The 19,446-nt window shown below is 61.0% G+C and carries 16 protein-coding genes and 1 pseudogene; all 17 read right to left on the reverse strand.

What is annotated here, in order from left to right; all coding sequences use genetic code 11:
- Window positions 1-81: 81 nt before the first annotated feature.
- The 17 genes and pseudogenes from QUH67_RS03730 to QUH67_RS03810 all read right to left on the reverse strand — a co-directional run bounded on the left by QUH67_RS03730 (window position 82) and on the right by QUH67_RS03810 (window position 19,220).
- Complete coding sequence (locus tag QUH67_RS03730) at window positions 82-342, reverse strand: hypothetical protein (RefSeq protein WP_300945298.1); 261 nt, start codon at window positions 340-342, stop codon at window positions 82-84.
- 212 nt (window positions 343-554) lie between these two features.
- Complete coding sequence (locus tag QUH67_RS03735; RefSeq protein WP_300945299.1) at window positions 555-1,601, reverse strand: TetR/AcrR family transcriptional regulator C-terminal domain-containing protein; 1,047 nt, start codon at window positions 1,599-1,601, stop codon at window positions 555-557.
- Window positions 1,598-2,254 (reverse strand): TetR/AcrR family transcriptional regulator C-terminal domain-containing protein, encoded by a 657-nt coding sequence (locus QUH67_RS34820; protein ID WP_407080443.1) that lies wholly within the window; start codon window positions 2,252-2,254, stop codon window positions 1,598-1,600. The genes QUH67_RS03735 and QUH67_RS34820 overlap by 4 nt, the downstream gene beginning before the upstream one ends.
- Window positions 2,237-3,862, reverse strand: a pseudogene (locus QUH67_RS03745) (DHA2 family efflux MFS transporter permease subunit); the annotation flags it as partial. The pseudogene QUH67_RS03745 and the gene QUH67_RS34820, both read right to left, overlap by 18 nt.
- Entirely contained in the window at window positions 3,859-4,890 is a 1,032-nt protein-coding gene (locus QUH67_RS03750; RefSeq protein WP_300945300.1) for an HlyD family secretion protein, read from the reverse strand. The pseudogene QUH67_RS03745 and the gene QUH67_RS03750, both read right to left, overlap by 4 nt.
- 52 nt (window positions 4,891-4,942) lie before the next feature.
- Window positions 4,943-5,725: a 3-hydroxybutyrate dehydrogenase gene (locus QUH67_RS03755; RefSeq protein WP_300945301.1), complete on the reverse strand. Its 783-nt coding sequence runs from the start codon at window positions 5,723-5,725 to the stop codon at window positions 4,943-4,945.
- Between the two features lie 40 nt (window positions 5,726-5,765).
- A complete protein-coding gene (locus QUH67_RS03760) occupies window positions 5,766-6,938 on the reverse strand; it encodes a patatin-like phospholipase family protein (RefSeq protein WP_300945302.1) in 1,173 nt (390 codons plus the stop codon).
- Window positions 6,939-6,970: 32 nt separating this feature from the next.
- On the reverse strand, window positions 6,971-7,771 hold the full coding sequence (locus QUH67_RS03765; protein WP_300945303.1) for an acetoacetate decarboxylase: 801 nt from the start codon (window positions 7,769-7,771) through the stop codon (window positions 6,971-6,973).
- Window positions 7,772-7,863: 92 nt separating this feature from the next.
- A complete protein-coding gene (locus tag QUH67_RS03770; protein ID WP_300945304.1) occupies window positions 7,864-8,838 on the reverse strand; it encodes an MBL fold metallo-hydrolase in 975 nt (324 codons plus the stop codon).
- 89 nt (window positions 8,839-8,927) lie between these two features.
- The gene (locus tag QUH67_RS03775) at window positions 8,928-10,145 is read right to left on the reverse strand and encodes an NAD(P)/FAD-dependent oxidoreductase (RefSeq protein WP_300945305.1); all 1,218 of its coding nucleotides are present in this window, start codon (window positions 10,143-10,145) and stop codon (window positions 8,928-8,930) included.
- A 111-nt stretch (window positions 10,146-10,256) separates the two neighbouring features.
- Entirely contained in the window at window positions 10,257-10,532 is a 276-nt protein-coding gene (locus QUH67_RS03780; RefSeq protein WP_300945306.1) for a hypothetical protein, read from the reverse strand.
- A gap of 98 nt (window positions 10,533-10,630) precedes the next feature.
- Entirely contained in the window at window positions 10,631-11,581 is a 951-nt protein-coding gene (locus QUH67_RS03785; protein WP_300945307.1) for a helix-turn-helix transcriptional regulator, read from the reverse strand.
- Between the two features lie 243 nt (window positions 11,582-11,824).
- Complete coding sequence (locus tag QUH67_RS03790) at window positions 11,825-13,948, reverse strand: PAS domain-containing sensor histidine kinase (RefSeq protein ID WP_300945308.1); 2,124 nt, start codon at window positions 13,946-13,948, stop codon at window positions 11,825-11,827.
- Window positions 13,941-14,501, reverse strand: a complete 561-nt coding sequence (locus QUH67_RS03795; RefSeq protein WP_320416119.1) for a response regulator transcription factor — start codon at window positions 14,499-14,501, stop codon at window positions 13,941-13,943. Before QUH67_RS03795 ends, QUH67_RS03790 begins: the two co-directional genes overlap by 8 nt.
- On the reverse strand, window positions 14,440-15,084 hold the full coding sequence (locus QUH67_RS03800; protein WP_300947935.1) for a response regulator transcription factor: 645 nt from the start codon (window positions 15,082-15,084) through the stop codon (window positions 14,440-14,442). Before QUH67_RS03800 ends, QUH67_RS03795 begins: the two co-directional genes overlap by 62 nt.
- 63 nt (window positions 15,085-15,147) lie before the next feature.
- Complete coding sequence (locus QUH67_RS03805) at window positions 15,148-16,122, reverse strand: alpha/beta hydrolase (RefSeq protein WP_300945310.1); 975 nt, start codon at window positions 16,120-16,122, stop codon at window positions 15,148-15,150.
- A 179-nt stretch (window positions 16,123-16,301) separates the two neighbouring features.
- Window positions 16,302-19,220, reverse strand: coding sequence for an ATP-binding protein (locus tag QUH67_RS03810; RefSeq protein ID WP_300945311.1), 2,919 nt, complete (start codon window positions 19,218-19,220; stop codon window positions 16,302-16,304).
- Window positions 19,221-19,446: the final 226 nt, after the last annotated feature.

Genomic DNA, 19,446 nt, shown 5'->3' on the forward strand with positions numbered 1-19,446 from the left:
GACAAGTTGAAGATTTGCTCCAACTTGCCTCGCGTCCTGATGCAATCGATACACTCTGGGATCGCCTCTCTCAAATACCGGCTATGCGGCGCGACGACCGAGTTCGCGACGCAGTCGCAATTTGGGCCAAGGCTGATGCTTGGCATGCCATTTCGGGCCAGGGCCACGCATGTAGCGCAACTCGGGCCGGTAGCTATCGCGCACGTCCATAATCAAGTTGTGAACGACGTTGGCGAACTCGGAGACGGTCTCAACTGTCTTGTGAGCAAAATCGGACTTTGCGAACCGGCGCGCAAAAGCCCGTGCGATCGCATGGGGGCTGACGATGCTTTTCCAGGCCATGCTTTTTCTCCGTTCGGTTGATTGTGGGCACCATGATGGCTTAGCGTATCGGAGCTGCGGCTGCGCCAGAGTGATTGCCGTACCTGTAGAGGGTTTGCTGCCGACACTTGCGCCCCGCCACTCGCTCAGTATTCCGCAGGTGTCGCAGGATAGCTCGGCCGGTTGTGTTCTCCGCCAACCCGGAGCTGCCGCCCGTTACGATGATGACCTTTTCATTCCGCATGTGCGATTTTCTCTTCTGTTGCCATTAATGCTCCTCGTGCAAGGATTGGCACCGTCTCGACGGGCGCGGCCCCGTCGAGAAAAACCTTCACCGCTGTGCGTGCGCGCAAATCGATCTCGGAGAGCGTTGGTATGTCGCCGAGCTGAAGCACGGCGTCCAGATGAACGTTTCCGTGGAGCATTCCAAGAAACTGGCGGGCACCGGCTTCACAATCCGGAAGATCGATTCCGCCGGCCTGCTTCGCCTTTGCGAGAACTTTCGTAAGAACCGCGATGGCCGGCGCAGGGCCATGTTGCGCGTAGGCCCGCGTCGCATCGGGGTAGCGGTCCGCTTCGAGGATGGCGGTGTAGCAAACCTCCAGCAACGACGGCGTCATCATCGTCTCGAGAAGATTGCGCCCAACGATGATGAGCAATTCCCTTAACGGGAGAGAAAGCTGGTCGGCACTGACACTCAGTGCGTTGGACGAGCAATGGCTGACAACTTGGGTGAACTGGTCGACGAGAAGTTGCTGGACACTCTCGCGCTGTGTCGACTTTTCCCGGAGCAGTTGCCGGTAGAGACCGTGTGGCGTCCATGCCCAGCTCGATCGCCCTAGCAGGAAAGCAGAAAGAACTGCGCAATTCGACCAGCCGCGAATCTGGCTCGCCTTGCCTGGTACCGCTTCGCGCACGCGAAGGATATCGCCCGTCGCGCCCCACCGCAGAAATCTGACGGCATCGGCCGGCGGCAGGATCGTCACCATCAGGCGCGTCCACCACGGCTCTACGAGCAGCCAGCTCCCCGTGCCCGTGGGGCGCATGGCAAAAACGTGCTTGTGCCTGCGATGGACGAACCGGTGCCACCATTGCCGTCGGAGGCCGGGCACGAAGCAGACGATCCAGTCGGCGGCATCGACAGTTACAAGGGAGCCGTCCTCGTCGATGCTGTTCGCCAAGTCCGGTGGGACATCGCCGACGACCTTCAGTTCTGAAGGGATCTCTCTATTCCTTACGCAGAACCGTTTCGACTGGGCAATATCATTAGCTGTGGTCATCGTGTAATGCTCCTCGCGCTCGCGCATCCATGGATAAAGGTTTCGATCGTGCCTCTGACGCGGTCGGCGGCTGCTCCCTCCCGGCGCATTGCGGGACTCAGCATCAGTGCCTGGTAGAGCGGCTCTCTCAGCAGTCCCAGCAATTGCTCGGCGTACAGCTGAGCGTCCGCTATCGACAGGATCCCCCGTTCATTTGCTGTTGACAGGAACTCCTGCAGCTTAAGTGTGACCGTTGCCTGACCCGCCTCGTGCACCCGCTTCTTGAGCAAGGGGTTGCGTGAACCTTCGGTCATCATCATGCGAATGAACCCGACCAAGGTAGTCGAATATTCCTTCCAAGCAACGCGTCCGAACGCGATCAAGGTTTCGCGTACATCGTCTATGGTGCCGGGGGGCGCTCTCCTCACCAATGGCTGCGACATGAGGGAGGTTTTGTGTTCGGCGATCGCGACGATGAGATCGTCGACGCTCTCAAATGCCAATAGAATATCTTCCTTCGAGTATCCGCTTCGATCCAGTATGCTATCGAGGTTAGCCGGTGCCGCGCCGGGACGAGCGAGAGCCTCGCTGACTGCCAGCACAATGTCGGCGCGGGCGTCTGGCCTCGAGATGGTATTGTCTTGTCGAACGGGATTCGGCGCAGCATGTGTCATGGAGGGCTCCTCGGTCTGGTCTAACTGCGCCACGCGCATCTTCGCGTGCAGCGCGAAGGCGATCTTGATGGAGACCAGCACCGGCGCGGCGATGACGAAAAGCAGGGCAATTGCGGCGAAGGCGGTGTCGAAGGCGATCACTGTGGATTGGCCGGTGAGGGATCGGCCCAGCAGGCCCATCGCAGCCCGGCCGGCGGTCACGCCGTCCATCCCTCGTGCCACGAGCATAGCACTCATCGTCGTAAGCCGCTCGCTGACCGCAGGAACGCCTGCGGTGACACTGGCGCCAAGCACGGTGGCATTGGCGGTGACATTGTGGTCGATCATGGTCTGCAGCCCGGCGACGCCCATGAGGCCACCGAGTTGACGACCGGCATTGAAGAGACCGATGCCGGCCGCGCGGTTGCGGTTGTTGAGGTCGCTAAAGGCGATCAGGGTGATCGACAGAAAAAGGAAGCCAAGTCCAAAGCCGCGCAGCAGGATGGCTGCCATCATGTCGTCGGTGCCGCTTTCGCTGGTCGAGCCTGATAGCATCCACATCGCCACCATGATCATCAGGATGCCAAACGGCACGGTGACGATCGGCGGAGCCCCGCGTACCTGCATAAGAAAGGCGGCCACGAGGAGGGCGCCGACGAAAAGCGCGCCGCTTGGCAACAGGAGCAGGCCGGCATCGGTAGGCGTGAACGCGAGCACGGACACGGCAAACGACGGGATCAGGAACGCACTTCCGAACAAGGCGGCGCCGGCGACGAAGCTGACGATGAAGGCGAAGGAAAAATCGCTCGACCGGAACAGGGTGAAATCGAGCATGCCACGGCTTCTGGCCATCACCTGTTGGCCGAGAAAGGCCAGCAAAGCGGCTGTCCCGATCACGGTCAGCCAAACGATGCGAGGCTCCTCGAACCAGCGCCATCGGCTGCCCTGATTGAGAACGTAAGTAAGACAGAAAAATGCGACCGTCAGGAGTACGAAGCCGATCCAGTCGAACGGAAAGCGATCTGTCTTAAACTGCCTCGGGCTGTCCGCGATCAACTGAAGTCCGGCAGCGGCGAGGGCCACCGGAACAACGCCGAAGAAAATCCATGCCCACGACTGGCTGTCGATCAACCACCCCTGGAGCGCCGGAGCGATGGTTCCGGGAGCGACGACAGATCCCACCGCAAACAGGGCCTGAAGGATCGGCTGCCAGGAGCGCGGATAGGCTAGGAAAAGGATCGACTGCCCGGCGATAAGCAAAGTGCCGCCGGAGAAGCCCTGTATCATGCGCAGTGCGACCAAGAAGTCCAGCCGATATGTGATGGCGGCAATTCCGCATGCCGCGCCCATGACCAACGTTGAACCAATGATCAGGCTGCGCGGATTTATGCGCGTCATGAGCCAAGCGGCCATCATGAACCCGATAAGCTTGCTAGCGGTGTATCCGACGTCGAGCCAGGCGAACTCGTCGGGAGTTGCATGGATGTCGCCGATGATGTCGTTGCGTCCGAGCGACAGGACGGTGCTCGCGATCGCCTCCGTCAGGGTGGCGAGCACGATGCCTGCCACGAGAAGGCTTCCTGCCGCGCGCTTGTCGTAGCCAGGCGTGACGCAGACAATCGCGGTCATTTGCCACTTCCTCGATCGATCTCGACACGCGCTGACAGGCCGGGCACGACGCGGCCGGGCAAAGGATTCCTGGCGAACTTGATCTTCACCGGCACGCGCTGGACGACACGAATGAAGTTTCCCGTCGCATTGTCGGTAGGGAGCAGGGTGAACGCAGACCCGCTGCCCGGCGCAAAGCTGTCCACCACGCCTTCAATCGTTTGGTTCGGATAGCCGTCCACGGTGATGTGGGCGCGCTGACCGGGCCGGATATGTTCGATTTGGCTTTCCTTGAAATTCGCCACGACCCAAACGTCCCTGACCGGAACGATGTCGAGCAGGGAGGTGCCCGGCGCGACAAGCCGGCCGACGCGGACCTGACGGTTGCCGATGACACCATTGATCGGCGCATGCACCACGGTGTGGTTGAGATCGATCTGGGCAATATCGCGCGCAGCGTGCGCCTGCGCCACGGCAGCGACAGCAGCTCCGCGTTGACTGGCAAGAACAGCGATGCGTTGCTTCTGGGCCTCCACCGTTGCCGACGCCGCCGACACGCCGGCTTCGGTTTTCGACAGCGCCGCATCGCTCTCATCGACCTGCGCCTGGCTGACGGCGTTGGTGCGGATCAGCTCGCGGCGGCGATCGGAAGCCTTGCGGGCTAGATTCATCTCGGCCACGCTCGCAAGTCTTTGAGCCTCAGCCTGCCGTATCAGAGCGTGCTGGAGCTGAGTCTCCGCATCGACATTGGCGAGGCGAGCTTGAGCCGCTTCGACATTGGCTTCTGCTTGCGCAAGGCGAGCGCGGTAGTCCCGGTCGTCGATCCGGAACAGGACATCACCGGTGCGAACGGCCTGGTTGTCCTGAACCTCGACCGCCGTGACGTAGCCCGCAACCTTCGGCGCGAGCGAGGTCATGTCCCCGCGAATGTAGGCGTTGTCGGTGAATGTCTCGTCCGAATGGGCATAGACCCATCCGCCGGCCACGACCAGGACTGCGCCAAGGCACAGCAACAAGCCAATCCTCTTCTTCTTGTCGAAATGGGACATGACGTCTCCTGAAACGGTTATTGCTGTTCACCAAAGGCCGGCTCACGTGGGGCTACCGCGCGGTCCAGCCGCCATCGACGGAGATCGCGGTGGCCGTGATCTGGTCTGCCGCCGCCGAGCACAGGAAGGCGACGGTGCCGCCAAGCTGCGCCGGCGAAGCGAAATCGAGCGACGGCTGCTTCTCGGCGAGAAGCTCCTCAGTCGCTTGCTTCTGGCTGATGCCTCGCTGCGCGGCGATGTCGCTGATCTGTTTTTCCACCAAGGGCGTCTTCACCCAGCCGGGACAGACCGCGTTGCAGGTGACGCCGCTGCCGGCGGTCTCGAGGCCGACCACCTTGGTGAGACCGACCAGCCCGTGCTTGGCCGCGACATAGGCGGCCTTATGCGTGGAGGCGACGAGGCCGTGCGTAGAGGCGATGTTGACGATGCGTCCCCAGCCCTGCTTCTTCATCTGCGGCACCGCGGTCGCAATGCCGTGGAACGCCGCCGACAGATTGATGTCGAGGATGGCATGCCATTTGGCCGGCGGGAATTCATCCACCGGCGCGGTGAACTGAATGCCGGCATTGTTGACGAGGATGTCGAGGCGGCCGAACTTCTCGATGGTCGCGTCGATCAATCCGCGCACAGCCTCGCCCTTGGACATGTCGGCGCCGTCATAGGCGACGCGCACGCCGTAGTCGCGCTCGATGCCGCTGCGGATCGCCTCGATCTCGCCGGCGTCGCCAAAACCGTTCAACACGAGGTCGGCGCCTTGCTTTGCCAGCTCCTTGGCGATCCCGAGACCGATGCCGCTGGTCGATCCAGTGACGATCGCTACCTTGCCCTTCAACATGGGATTTCCTTTCGATGCTTGAAAGACGAATGGCCGGAACTCAATCGCGGCGATGGATGTCATGGGTGACGATGCCGATCTCGGGCGGCGGCGGGTCGAGGCGCCGGCGGTCGGCCAGCGTGCGGCGGATATCCTCCAGTCCGCTCTGCCAATGGGCGCGCATCCCGCTCAACCCGAACTCGTAATCCTTCGAGTGACCCTCGTGGAGCTTGGACTGATAGATCAGGTGGATGATGTTGTGCGAGCGGTGTTGGGCCAGATCCGCGATGGCGCGGATTTCCGGATCCTTCCTTGCGCTTTCCGGCAGCACGTCGAGCGTCCGTTGCAGCGCCTGGCGCATCTTCTGCATCCGCAGCGCCTGGTCGGTGACGGTGCGGGTGCGGCTCGAGTACTGAATGTCCTTTTGCCGGCTCGACACTTCCATCATGTCGTAGGGAACGCGGCCCTTGGCTGACCAGAGGTCGATCTGAAATGTCAGCGTATCACGCGCATCGCCTGACATCACGCGGGAGAGAGGCGTGTTAGAAACCACGCCGCCATCCCAATAGTGCTCACCTTCAATTTCGACGGCGGGGAATCCTGGCGGCAGCGCGCCGGAAGCCATGAAATGCTTGGGTCCCAGCAAGCGCTCGGCAGTGTCGAAATAGGTCAGGTTGCCGGTGCGAACGTTGACCGCGCCGACGCTGACGCGCACCTCGCCCGAGTTCAGCCGGTCGAAGTCGACTAGCCGTTCCAACGTCTGGTGCAACGGTGCGGTGTCGTAGAAGCTGGTCGCGGCATCGCCCGAAAAAGGCGACCAGAGTGGCGAGGGGAAGCGTGGCTTGAAGAAGCCGGGCTGGCCCTGGACCAGGGCTCTCGCCGCCGCCAACGCGTTGCGGACCGAGTGAAAGTCGAGAGCAAATGGCAAGGCGTCGACCAACCCTTCGCCGGCGGGCCACTCGATCGAATGAGCGCAGATAGTCTCCCAGAACTTGCGCAGCCGTTCCACGCGCTCTTCTTCCGGGGAACCGGCGATGATGGCCGCGTTGAGCGCGCCGATCGAAATGCCGGCCAGCCAGTTCGGCCGGATGCCGGCCTCGTGGAGGCCTTCATAGACTCCGGCTTGATAGGCACCCAGCGCTCCGCCGCCCTGCAACACCAGAGCGACGACATCATATGGCAGCGGATTGATCTGCTGCGCAGAATTGATTTGCTCGCGCGTCACGTTCAACATTGCCAGTACTCCCTGCATTGCGGCTGATCCGGTCAATCGGCGTTCGCTTCGATCAGGATTTCAGATGCGGCTCCGCGCCATCGCGCCACCGCGGCTGGGCACAGATAGTCGTGGACCACCGTGCCGAGCCCGAGCGTCAGGTCGGCGACGACGTGCTTGGCCGACAGCACTTGCAGCACCGGCAGCTCCGCGACGGGGGCGAGCGCATGGGAATAGAGGTCGAGCGCAGCTGGCCCGGTCCACGCGCCCTTCACGGTGATGTCCTCGAGGTGGAAGCGCACCAGTTCGCAAATGCGTGCCGTGCCGTCGACATGCGGGATGATCTTGAGCAGGAAATTCGGCGCGGCGAGTTTCTTTGCTTCGGCAACGGCATCGAGGGCGCGGTGCTTGTAGCCCATGGTGCCGGTCGCGATGCGCACCGAGCCGTAGTTCAGCGTTCCGACTAGTGCGTCGATCTCGACGGCCAGCTTCGGCTGCGCCAGCTTCTTGGGAAAGCCCCACAGCTCGCGGCCGCCCGCAATCGGCGGATGGTCGTTGAGGAACATCTGATGCACGAAGCTGCCGGTCTGGCCGCGGAAGCACACCGGGATGACCTGTCCGCTCTCGGTGTAGTCGCCAAAGCCGGTGGAGTCAGGCATGCGGATGAACTCGTAGTTCACCACAGGTTCCGCGAGTTCGAGCGGCTCCGGCACGACCCGGCGCAGTGCTTCGGGATCGGTCCGGTACTGGATGATGAAGTATTCGCGGTTGACGAACCGGTAGGGGCCGGACGGAAAAGCCGGGTTCGTCAGCGGCATGGCGAACGCGCTCGTACGCACGGTCTCGTGTTTCATCGTCGTCGAGCTCCAGATCGATTGAGGTGAGCGGGCCGCGATTCCAGCGTTTCGAAACGCGGCCCGTGTCGCGTGAGGCGATGCACAAGCGGTCAGTAATCCCAGGTGACCGGAACCCAACGAAACACGTCGCCGGTGACTGCCACCCGGCCGACGGACGGGAACGGCAGGTGAGTGGCCACCAGCAGCTCACCGGTCGCCGCCAGCTCCCGCAAAAGACTGACCCGAACGCGGGCCGCCTCCTCGGGGTCGTGTTCGAAGCCGTTGTGCCAGTCAGGGTGGTCGAACCCGACCGTGAACACGGCGTCGCCGGCGAACGTCAGCCGGTCGCCGCCTGACGCCAGGCGCACCACGCTGTGTCCGGGGGTGTGGCCGCCGGTGCGAGTGACCACCACCCCCGGCGCAACCTCGTGCTGCTCCTCGAACGTCCGCAACTGGCTGCGGTACTCCCTCAAGAACCGCTGGGCGGTCGTCTCAAGTGCGTCCGGGAACCCCTGCGGCATGGAGGTGAGGGAGAAATCGGGCTTCGCCCAGAACTTGACCTCGGCGGCCGCCACGTGGATCCGCAGGTCGGGACGCAGCTGTTCCTTCACTCCGTCGATGAGCAGCCCGCCAATGTGGTCCATGTGCATGTGAGTAAGGACCACGTCGGTCACGGATCCGATATCGATGCCGGCGTGCTCCAGTCGCTGGGCCAACTGCCCGGCTCGCGGCAGGTTCGGGTTCACACCCACACCGGCGTCGACGAGTATGGTTCGGCCGCCGCTGTTCACCACGGCCACGTTCAGCGGCCAATCGATCATTTCCGGCGGCAGGAACATGTCGTCCAGCCAAGCCGCCCGGACGGCCGGGTCGGTGTCGTGTGCCAACATCTTGGTCGGCAGCGATAGTATCCCATCGCTGATCACCAGCACTTCGATCTCGCCGACCCGCACCGCGTAGCGCGACGGGACCAATTCGTCGTGTTTCGGTCGACCGAGGTGTGAAGGGTTGTCTGGGCTCATGTGCGAGATGTTGTGCAAGTTCATGCTTGTCTCCTCCTGAGTGTTGCGGATCATCTGATCCATCCTTGAAAACTCATGTGTTCGACCTTGGGGCTCGATTCTGGGCGGGCCGCGTTTCGGTAGGGCATGCTCGGCCCGTTTCGCGTGAGGGCCTATAAGAAGCCAGTCACGTCAGTCACACGCTCCGGATCGGCCGAGGCCAGCGCGGCGGCGCGTTCGGCTCGCGGCGGATAGATCCAGACGGTGTTGATCTCGCGCTTGGTCTTCTTGCCGACGTCGCCGACCATCTTGATCTTGCGATCCCAGCCGGTCGTGAACAGTGCACCGGCTTCGCCAAGGTCGAGGCAGGTAACGTACCCCTTCTGGTGATAAGTCTTGGTCGGAACGCCGACCAGCTCGGCGGCGGCGTTGTTGCCGGCAAAGGCGCCCATGCGCGTGGCGTGCTGGCACGACATCAGCGCGTAGTTGCCTTCATCGTCGCAGGCGGCGCGGGCGGCATCCCCGGTCGCGAACACGCCGTCCGCTCCCGGCACGCGCAGGTCGCGGTCGACCAGCAGCCGGCCGAAATTGTCGCGTTCGGCGGGGATCTGCTGTGTCAACGGCGCGGCGCGAATGCCAGCTGCCCACACCACGGTCTCGGTTTCGATGTGTTCACCGTTGGAAAGCGTGACGCCGGATTCGTCGAGCGAGGCGACACCGGCGCCGAGACGGGTCTCCACGCCAAGCTTGCGCAGAGCATCCTCGATGACGGGGCGGGGGCCTTCGCCCATGTCGGGTGCGATCGCATTGTTGCGGTCGACGATGATGACGCGCGGCTTGGCTTTGTCGCCTAAGATTTCGCGCAGCCGCGCCGGCATCTCGGTGGCCGCCTCGATGCCGGTGAAGCCGCCGCCGCAGACGACGACCGTGTCGCGTCCATTGATGGCCGGCCGGTCGGGGAGGCTGTGCAGATGCTTGTCGAGGGCAAGCGCATCATCGAGCGAGTCGACACTGAAGCCGTGTTCGGCGAGGCCAGGAATGTTCGGACGGAACAGCCGGCTGCCGGTGGCGACCACCAGGCGATCGTAGGAGAGCGACTTTCGCGTTCCCATGGCGGTGGCGATTTGCACCATGCGGGACTTGGTGTCGATCGTCTCAGCGCTGCCCTGCACGTAGACGACGTCAATCGACTTAAGGACATTCAGCAGCGGCGCCGTCAGGGTCTCAGGCTTCGGCTCGTAAAGCCGCGGGCGAACGACCAGCGTCGGCTCCGGCGCAACGAGTGCGATTTCGAGTTCGTCGGGCGAAACGCCCTGGATGTCGCGCAGGCGGGCTGCGGAAAGGGCGGCGTACATGCCGGCGAAGCCGGCGCCGATGATGACCAGTCGCATGTGTCTTCTCCTTGGTTGAATTCCCCAAAGTTCGCGCGTTACCGCCGCTGCTCCCGTTGAGGGCAGCGCTCGAGGACGACACGAAGAAGTGAAATGAAAAGGTCTCGATCCTTATGGACGGAGGCCGTCCGGCATCGACATTGGCCGCGAGGACTCACATGCCCGCGCGGCGTTCGTCCAGTCCTCATAGGGGAGTCGGGGGCCGGTCTCGGTCATGATGGACATCACGGACTTGGCCCGTTGCGCGGACTGCACTGGCAACTCGACCTCCTCGCCCGCTGCCGAGGTGAAACGGACGGCCAGCGAAAGCCCGTACACGGTTGCGGTTGCAAGGCCGTGCCTTCGCGATGAGATGGCAAGCCGGTTGACGAAGGTTTTCTTGATCATTGTGGTCTCCGTCGGTTGTCGTTGACACTGTGATTGTTGTAACTGATCGGATCTTCAGCTGCCCCAGAGCGATTGCCGTACCTGTAGAGAGATTGCTGCTAACGCATGCGCCGTCGCCAGTCGCTGGGAGTTTCGCCAGTCAGCTTCCGGAATGCCGCGGCGAAGGCGGTCTGCGAGGAATAGCCGAGCGCGACTGCGACCTCGACGATCGATACATCGCTGTCACGCAGCATGTTCATGGCGTGCTCAAGCCGGTGCTGGCGCAGCCAGGCGTGCGGCGAAAGGCCGGTGCTTTCCTTAAAGGCGCGGCAGAAGTGGAAGCGCGACAGGCCGGCATCGGAAGCCAGCGCATCGAGGGAGACGTCCGCACCGCTGTCCGAGCGCAGGCGTTCGATTGCACGGCGCAGGACCTTCTGCGACAGCCCGCCGATGGTCGGCTGGAACGTGCTTGGCGAGCCGGTGTGCGCAGCCAGGAGCCGTGTGGCCAATAGGTCTGTCAGTTGATGCCTGAACAGCGCATCCAGGGCCCCATTGCCCTCCAAGGCATCGGCCGCACTCAAGAGCAATCGGGACGTAATGGGGTCGGGATACGCAGTTCTCTCCAGGAGATCGGTCGGTGATGCGATCTCGGCTTCGTCGGCAACGCGTTTCAGCATTGCGTGAGGAAGATAGAGCTGAACGACGTCAACAGGCTTTGGGATATCCCACCGGGAGCTTGATCCTTCCGGAATGATTATCACAACCCCGCGACGAAACGTTCCAATCGCAACCGATCTCCCGGTCCGCCGCTCCATGCGCTGCACCGAGCCGTTATAAGCCATGATGACGTGATGGGCCATGGGCTCGACGTCGTCGTGCAACGGGTCATGTTTCCAGTGGGCGATCCCGCTGCCGGAGGCATCCAAAGCCATGTGAAATGGTGTGGTCCCGAGCACGCGTGCCATCTCCGCATCGGGGGGACGCCCATCGGAAATCGGCATGTTGCTCTGATGCGCTTCAGGCGCGACCGGCTGATCCACTGAACGATCGTGCAAGATTGGCTTACTCATGGGCATATGCTCGCGTTGGGAAGCTATGTGCTCACTCCGGACATTCATCTCTGGGCAGGCGCGGAGACCTTGCCTCGTCTGCTCGCAATGATGATAGGGAACACCGCGTGGCGGTATCGTGCGGTGAGTCTGATCCCGCTAGGCTCAGCAGATAGATTGACCTGTACTTTGGGATAGTACGCGCGGATTGTGCGTCATCGGGCCGACCGCGCCAGAATGGAATAAGAGCTCATCGGCAAAGGATCACTGGATCGGCTGGTGCGCTTGGCCGATGAAATCGACAACACTGGAATCGGGCGGGTCGAGCCGTGGCACAGGAAGCGTGAAGCGAAAATGTGCGCCGCCGTTCGGACGGTTTGAACCTGAAATGCTGCCGCTGTGCGCGGTAATGATCGAATGGCAAATAGCCAGGCCAATGCCAATTCCTGCTTCCTTGGTGCTGAAGAAGCTATCGAAGACATGACCCAGGTCTGCGGCAGGAATGCCCGGTCCATTGTCAAAAGCCGAAAAGACGACCGAACCCTCGTTATCGAGCGATGTTTGGACGTCAATTCGACGGATTGGCTGCCCGGACTGGGTAATCGCCTGGACGCTATTGACCAGCAAGTTGATGATCACTTGCTGCAGCTGAATCCGGTCACCCAGCACGCGGGGAAGTCCTGCGCCGAGGGTCGCCGAAAGAACGATCGACTTCGCGTCAATGTCGTGGCGGATGAACAGGAGGGCTTCCTCGACTGTCTCATTGAGGTCGATGAGACGTTTCTCCGGTTCATTTTTCGCCGCCATGCCCCGGATGCGATGAATGATCTCACCCGCACGCCGCGCGCTCGATACGATTCTGGAAGTGAGCTGTGTGACCTTCTCGATGTTTTGATCGGCGCGCGCGAGCCACCTCAGGCTCGTCTCGCCGTTGGTAATGATTGCCGTAAGCGGCTGGTTGATTTCGTGCGCAATCGAGGTTGCCAGTTCGCCGAGGGTTGCGATGCGTCCAGCATGCGTGAAGTCGGCCTGCAATTTTCGAAGTTGCTGTTCTGCATTCAACCGCTCGCTGATGTCCTGCATGGTTATGAAGGTCATGTCCAGTTGCTCGGGCGGCACCGGATATGTAACCGTGAACAGAACATCGACGACCGTACCGTCAAAGGCGCGAATCCTGGTCTCTTCGATGAAATTTCGGCGACCTTCGAAGTGCGCAACCATGACCCGTTCCGCGAGCCCGGGGGCCGCGGCAAAGATGTATCGAACAGACTTTATCAGAGCAGCGGCGTTATCGGCGCGAAACAGCGAAACCGCGCCGCGGTTTACATCCGTTACGCGCACGACGTCTTTGGCATGTTCAACTAGGTCCGGATTCTGATCGAGATAGGTTGCGATATCGCGTACGCCGTTTGCCTTCAACTGTTCGAGCGCGTCGGCGGCGCGACGGGAGTCGACCTGCCAGAGCGCGGTCGGTAGATATTGAATCAGCTTGCGGTATCGGTCCTCGCTCGCCTGCAGTTCCCAGGACGTGCGATCGTCACTTGCTGCACCCTTGATCGTTACAAGCACGGTGCCGGGAGGCTTCGGCTCCGCAGCACGCCATGCACTGATGATGGGACTGCGGATAGTTCCGCTCGAGACCATTTTGCGAGCCTCGAAGGGCGAGCGATCGGTCGCTACTTTTTCTAGTAGGGAGGCAAGGACTGAGCGACTTTCTGCCGGCCAGAACGCGCCGACGGGTTGACCGACCATCTGCTCGTACCCGGCATGCGCTCCGAACATGCGAACCGCGCGATCGTTGACGGCCGAGATGCGGGTCGCCGTCAGGAGCCTCTCAACCCACTTCGGATGTTCGTTGAGATTGTCGATTATGCCACGGCTTCTGAGTTCGTCGATCGTATGGAGCACAGAGCGTGCGGGCGAGGTATCAAGCTCCCAAGCGGCCGCTAGGTAGCTTTGGAGTTCGGCATCCATGCGCATGGTTGCGGCTTGGGCTATTCTCCCCGCGTCTCGTCCGAACTCAATGATATCAAGCACGGTGCCGCTTGCGTCTCGCCTGACGATTTGCCTGACGGCGGCAGCAACTTCTGTTCCATCCGGACTGCGTCTACGGGCCACACCCTCCCACCGACCTTCCTGCAGCAGTGTGCGGACCTGTTCGGCAGTGTCGGGGCCGGGCGCGCAGAACGCCGCAAAATTCTGCCCGATCATGGCCATGGCCGGCCATCCATAGAGAGCTTCCGATGCTGCATTCCAGTACTGGATGATGCCATCCGCGTTGCGCACGATCACGCTTTCAGATGCCCAATCGGACAATTCCATTCCCGGCGCAGACGCGAACGGGCGTTCTGGGCCGCCCGTGATGGCTTTGTGGATGAGGCTAGTCATCGGAAGGCGTCCCCCGCCCATTACCATCAGAGGACGGATCCACATGTCTCAGAGCGGACTGCAGATGACCAAGCAGCGCTTCGCTGTTTACCGGCTTTGTCAGATATGCCTGGGCGCCGCCTCTCATGGCGCGCAATCGGGTCGCCGATTTCGTGTCGGCAGTGACGATGATGACGGGTATTAAGGAGCCGATGCTCCGTAGTCGATGCAGCAGGTCGAGCCCGCTATGTCCCGGCATGCTCACATCGGTAATCAGGCAATCGAACCCGCCCGGGACGTATTCCGCCATGAAGGCCTCCGCTCGATCGAAAGTGCGACACGATAGATCCAGCACCAGAAGGAGGTCGGAAAGGGCCTCTCGCACAGCTTCGTCGTCATCTACGATCGCGACAATAGGCGCTTTAGACAAGCCAGTGACCTTCGCTAGCGTGGCCGGATGGCCACCCTCGCATCTGGCCCATTGCTGGCCCGGACTGTAACCATCCTTTGGTCTAGGGTGATCCTTCTCGAATTGCCGCAGGCAACAGTTCCCAGATGCGAATGAGCTGACCAACGGACGTTGCCTGCATCTTTTTGGTGACGTTGCCGCGGTGCAACTTGACGGTGATTTCGCTGATACCGAGATCGAAGGCAATTTGCTTGTTGAGGCGGCCCTTGACCACCTCGCGCAGAACTTCGCGTTCGCGCGGTGTCAACTTTGCGTAGCGGTCGACATGCTGTTTGACGAGCCGGGCCGCGGCCATTTGCGAGACATCTTTCTCGATCGCGGCCCTGACTGCATCGAGGAGCGTCTGGTCTCTGACAGGCTTGGTAAGGAAATCGACAGCTCCAGCCTTCATCGCCTGCACGGTCATGGCGATGTCGCCATGACCGGAAAGGAAAATGATCGGTCGCGTACTGCCGTTCAGAGCGAGGTGCTGCTGGAGATCCAGGCCGCTTGCTCCGGGCATACGAACGTCGAGGATTAGACAACCCGGCCGCTCCGGAAGATCGGCACTCAGCAATTCTTGTGTCGATCCAAAGCAACAGGCATCAATTCCGACCGACAGCAGAAGTTCGCGGAGCGCGGACCGGACCTCCTCGTCATCGTCCACGATCAAGACAAGCGGATCCGTATTGTCGATAGCCAGGCTCATGGGAAGGCGGGGTAAAGCAAATGGCCCGGCGAGTGCAGTTGTACCAACCACTGCGTGCCTCCTTCATTCAAGAATGGACCGGAGAAGGGCGTTGGTCTGCGCAATAGCGCCTCGGGCAGCAGGAGTATCGGCCAGTGCGTTGAGCATGACGAAATCATGAATAGTGCCGTTGTATCGCGTAGAGGTGACGCGCACCCCCGCGCGAGCCAATTTGCGCGCGTAGCACTCACCCTCATCACGGAGAACGTCGTTTTCGGCGACGATGACAAGCGCATCCGGAAGGCCGGTCAGTTGATCAATCGAGGCGTTGAGCGGTGCCGCGGTGATCTGCCTGCGCGTGGCGAGGTCCGGAATATAAGCGCTCCTGAACGCTTCCATCGCTTGCCTGGTCAGCCACGGACCATTTGCGAACGAGGCATAGGACCCGGTGTCGAACATCAGGCTGACGGCGGGGTAGAACAGCACCTGCACGTCTATCTTGGGGCCGCGCCGCTCCTTTGCCATGAGAGTGACCGCGGCGGCCATGTTGCCGCCGATACCGTCGCCAACGATGGCCATCCGCGTGGAATCAATTCCTAGATGCCCAGCATGGTCCACTAGGTATTTGGTAACGGCATAGACCTGTTCGATTGCTACGGGATATTTGGCTTCCGGCGAGCGGTCGTAATCCACAAAGAACAAGGCGACGTGCGCACCGACCGCGATCTCGCGAATCAAGCGATCGTGCGTCTGTTTATCGCCGGAAGTCCAACCGCCATGGACATATACCAATGCAGGCAGAGTTTCACTTGCGCTCTCCGGTCGAACGATGCGAATTGGCACCGTGCCGGTGGGACCGGTGCAGGCTACCATATCCTCAAAATGCACGGCTGGCTTGCCGATGACGCCTGATTGGATATCCGCTAGAAACATTCGTGCGTCTTTGAAAGACAGTTCGCGTGTCGTCGGGCCGTTAGCCATCGCATCGACAAACTGCTGCGTCAGGGGCTCGAGCAAACCGACATCGGCGATACATGCTGGTTCGGCTTTCTCACGCATCGAATCCGTCCGGAAAAATAGCGCTAGACGTGCATTATGCGCACTCGCGCGGCAAAGTCCTAAACAAACCTTGTGAATTCTCGCAAATCTAGGAAGGAAGCGTGAAACCTCCCCATGAAACATTGTGAATTTCCGTGAAATCTCAGCACGGGATGTGAAGCGGCGTGCTTTGGTCTGGACTAGCGCTGTCCGGAGAGCTCATCCAGCAGACCCTTCGCGATCCTAAGATCGTTGGTTTCGTAGCCCTCGGTGAAGCGGCTATAGAGCGGCGAGAGCAGCTCGTAGGCTTCGCCGACCCTCCCTTGATCCCGTCGCAGTCGCGCCAGGCTGGTTGTGGTGCGCAGCTCCCATGCGAGAGCCTCCTGCGTTCGGGCCAACTCAATCGACGCCAGAAATTCTTCCTCGGCCTGACCAGCGTCTCGCTGCAAAGCGACGACACCCTTGATCCGCAACAGCTCCGGACTGCACCAGCGCTCCTCGCTCTGCTCGTTTCGTTCGATCGCCTCATCGATCGTGGTCCGTGCCAGCAGATCGTCTCCAGCGGCCGTCAGCCCCTCGGCCAACGCTCCCAGAAAGGTCGTGAGATACTGGACGAATCTGGCTCGGCGAAGCTCGTCGATACCAGCTTTTAGCTGCCGTAAGCCGGCGGCGAGATTGCCGCGCTTGACCTGCAGTTCTCCTTCGAAGCAGCGCCCATAAGCTCGCCAGATATCGAGCTCATCGCTGCCGGTCTGATAGAAGAGCATCCTCGTGTAACGCTCCGCGGCCGACAGATCGCCAGCCACGAGGGCAATCGGACACGCCGCTTGAGCGAGCGCGTTGCAGAGCGAGAGTCTGTGATTGATCGAAAGAGCGTCGCCGACATTATTCTCGATACAGCGTAATGCCTCAGTTGCAAGCCCTTGCAGCCATAGCACCCGTGCGAGCGTGATGCGTGCTGTCACCCGTTGGTCGAACTGGAAGCGCACCGCATGTGATCGACGGACGGGAGCTACGTAGTGCGCAAGCATCCGCTCAATGTGCTGCCTTGCACCGGATTGATTGCCCAGGAAGTGCAGCGTCGCACCTTTCAATCGGTCGCCGAGTAATCGATCGTTGATATCTGTCGTCTTCTCAGCAACCGACGAAAACCGCTTCGCGAGCTCCAGAGCTTCGACGAACTGGCCTCGGTTGACTCGCGAAGCCCACATTCCCCAAAGAGCCCGCAAGCGGTAGTCAGTATCATCCAGAGTTTCTGCGATTTCGAACGCAGTCGCCCACGCCACCCCAGTGTCCCGGGCCGATGCTGTCGTGTACATCTGCGACCAAGCAACCGCAGCATAGAGGTGCATCCGGCGGCGACCGTCGCTTGTGCTTTCGCCGAGGATAGTCAGTGCACGCTCGGCCCGCGTGCGACATTCCTCCATCAGGGACATCTCGAACCAAACAGGCACCGCCACGACCGTCAGTGCTACACCGACGCCAGGATCGCCGCTCGGCGAAAATGCCCAGTCCAGTGCGCTGCGAAGATCGTCGATCTGCGGTGCATGCGCCGATAACCATTCGGTGGTGGGCCAGGTCTCCCACTCAACAAGGGCGCGCTCGAACCGCTCAAGTTGGTAGAGTGCGTGTCGGCTTCTAACAGCCAGGGTTTCACCCTCTTCACTCAGCCTTTTCTGAGCGTAAGCTCGTGCTGTATCAGTTAAGCGGTAATATACGGTCTCGCCTGCCACATCCGCTATGACCAGCGACTTATCGACAAGATCGGCAACGACCCCATCGATGTCGGACGCGACTATTTTGTTGTCTCCGGTGATTGCGCTGGCAGCTTCCATCGTAAAGCGTCCGGCGAAAACACCTAGTCGGCGCATAACGACGCGTTCGACGTCGGAGAGCAGATCGTAGCTCCAATCGAACGCCGCGCGGAGCGTTTGGTGCCGGGGCAGTGCGGTGCGTCTACCGCGTGTCAACAGATGAAATCGATCGTCCAGGCGACTGGCCACTCCGCGAACCCCAAAGGCGTCCACGCGACATGCAGCAAGCTCGATGGCCAGCGCGATTCCATCGAGGCGACGGCAGATTTGCGCGACAACCGGAACATCTTCATCCTTGAGTTCGTATCCGCCGGCGCTCGCTGCCGCGCGCTCGACAAAGAGTTGTACCGCTGGGTAGCTAAGCGCTTCCATGACCGTCAATTCTGCCTCGACGGGAGCAGTTTCCAGTGGCGGGAGGCGCTGCACGCGCTCGTCCTCGGCACGTAAAGGTTCTCGGCTGGTGGCAAGGATATGAACAGCAGGTGCCCCTTTCAGAAGTTCTTCAGCTAACTCCGCCGCTGCCAGCAAGACATGCTCGCAGTTGTCGAACAGTAGCAACATCTGCTTATGCTTGAGAAACGAAGTCAGTGCGGGATATGGATTCTCCGAGCGGATCGGAACACCAAGCACAGAAGCGAGTGCGCTTGGAACAAGCTTGGAATCGTTGAGCGGAGCAAGGTCAACGAATCGTCCACCATCTTTGTAAGAAGCTATCAACTGGTCGGCGACCGCCAGAGCAACTGTAGTCTTGCCGATTCCGCCCGGTCCGACGATCGTGACGAAGCGGCGTCGCTGTAGCCTGCTGCTCACCATGGCGACGATATCGGCACGGCCGATCGGTCGGGTGAGGCGGTCCGGCAAGTTGTGGCCTTTATGAGGGGCGGGGAAGGTTTGGGCTGTATCGCCCATGTGCCGTGAAACCGTCGCAACGAAGCGATATCCCCGACCGGGCGCCGTGACGATGTAGTTCTCGCCCGGTCTACCTTCCGCTAGTGCGCGGCGCACTGCGTTGATTTGAGCTCGAAGATTCGATTCTTCTACGGCGAGACCAGACCACACACGAGCAACGAGTTCATCCTTGTCGACCACCTTGCCGGCTTGCTCAACCAACGCCACGAGAATTTCAAAGGCTCGACTTCCGAGCGGAATCGGATTCCCGCCTTGGAGGAGTAGTTGCTGTCGCGGGAAAAGGCGGAACGGGCCAAAGGCAAAGGTAAGCTCGATGGACGCGCTTAGGTCGTTACGTCCGCCAGCTTCCGTTCCGGATACATGATGGTCAGGGCCGCCTCTGGTAGCGGGTGCCATTGTTTTGGCTCACCATTCTTGAAAACGAAATAGCACGCCCCGATGGAACCGGTCAATGCGAGGGTCACGCTCCTATCCACCGAGGCCGCCGACGATAACCAATGGGAATGGTTAGACTTTTGGTCAACCAAAAAATTAGCCGATTGAACTTGCGAGGCCGTTCAACCCATGCGGCGATTCCGCGGCTTTCGTAGGCACGACTCGGTTTAGAATTTCGCCGCGGGAA

The organism is Bradyrhizobium roseum (assembly GCF_030413175.1).
Lineage (GTDB): Bacteria > Pseudomonadota > Alphaproteobacteria > Rhizobiales > Xanthobacteraceae > Bradyrhizobium > Bradyrhizobium roseum.

Coding starts and splice junctions, on each gene's coding strand:
- QUH67_RS03730 (WP_300945298.1), bottom strand. CDS start 342: ATGGCCTGGAAAAGCATCGTCAGCCCCCATGCGATCGCACGGGCTTTT.
- QUH67_RS03735 (WP_300945299.1), bottom strand. CDS start 1,601: ATGACCACAGCTAATGATATTGCCCAGTCGAAACGGTTCTGCGTAAGG.
- QUH67_RS34820 (WP_407080443.1), bottom strand. CDS start 2,254: ATGACACATGCTGCGCCGAATCCCGTTCGACAAGACAATACCATCTCG.
- QUH67_RS03750 (WP_300945300.1), bottom strand. CDS start 4,890: ATGTCCCATTTCGACAAGAAGAAGAGGATTGGCTTGTTGCTGTGCCTT.
- QUH67_RS03755 (WP_300945301.1), bottom strand. CDS start 5,725: ATGTTGAAGGGCAAGGTAGCGATCGTCACTGGATCGACCAGCGGCATC.
- QUH67_RS03760 (WP_300945302.1), bottom strand. CDS start 6,938: ATGTTGAACGTGACGCGCGAGCAAATCAATTCTGCGCAGCAGATCAAT.
- QUH67_RS03765 (WP_300945303.1), bottom strand. CDS start 7,771: ATGAAACACGAGACCGTGCGTACGAGCGCGTTCGCCATGCCGCTGACG.
- QUH67_RS03770 (WP_300945304.1), bottom strand. CDS start 8,838: ATGGATCAGATGATCCGCAACACTCAGGAGGAGACAAGCATGAACTTG.
- QUH67_RS03775 (WP_300945305.1), bottom strand. CDS start 10,145: ATGCGACTGGTCATCATCGGCGCCGGCTTCGCCGGCATGTACGCCGCC.
- QUH67_RS03780 (WP_300945306.1), bottom strand. CDS start 10,532: ATGATCAAGAAAACCTTCGTCAACCGGCTTGCCATCTCATCGCGAAGG.
- QUH67_RS03785 (WP_300945307.1), bottom strand. CDS start 11,581: ATGAGTAAGCCAATCTTGCACGATCGTTCAGTGGATCAGCCGGTCGCG.
- QUH67_RS03790 (WP_300945308.1), bottom strand. CDS start 13,948: ATGACTAGCCTCATCCACAAAGCCATCACGGGCGGCCCAGAACGCCCG.
- QUH67_RS03800 (WP_300947935.1), bottom strand. CDS start 15,084: ATGAGCCTGGCTATCGACAATACGGATCCGCTTGTCTTGATCGTGGAC.
- QUH67_RS03805 (WP_300945310.1), bottom strand. CDS start 16,122: ATGCGTGAGAAAGCCGAACCAGCATGTATCGCCGATGTCGGTTTGCTC.
- QUH67_RS03810 (WP_300945311.1), bottom strand. CDS start 19,220: ATGGCACCCGCTACCAGAGGCGGCCCTGACCATCATGTATCCGGAACG.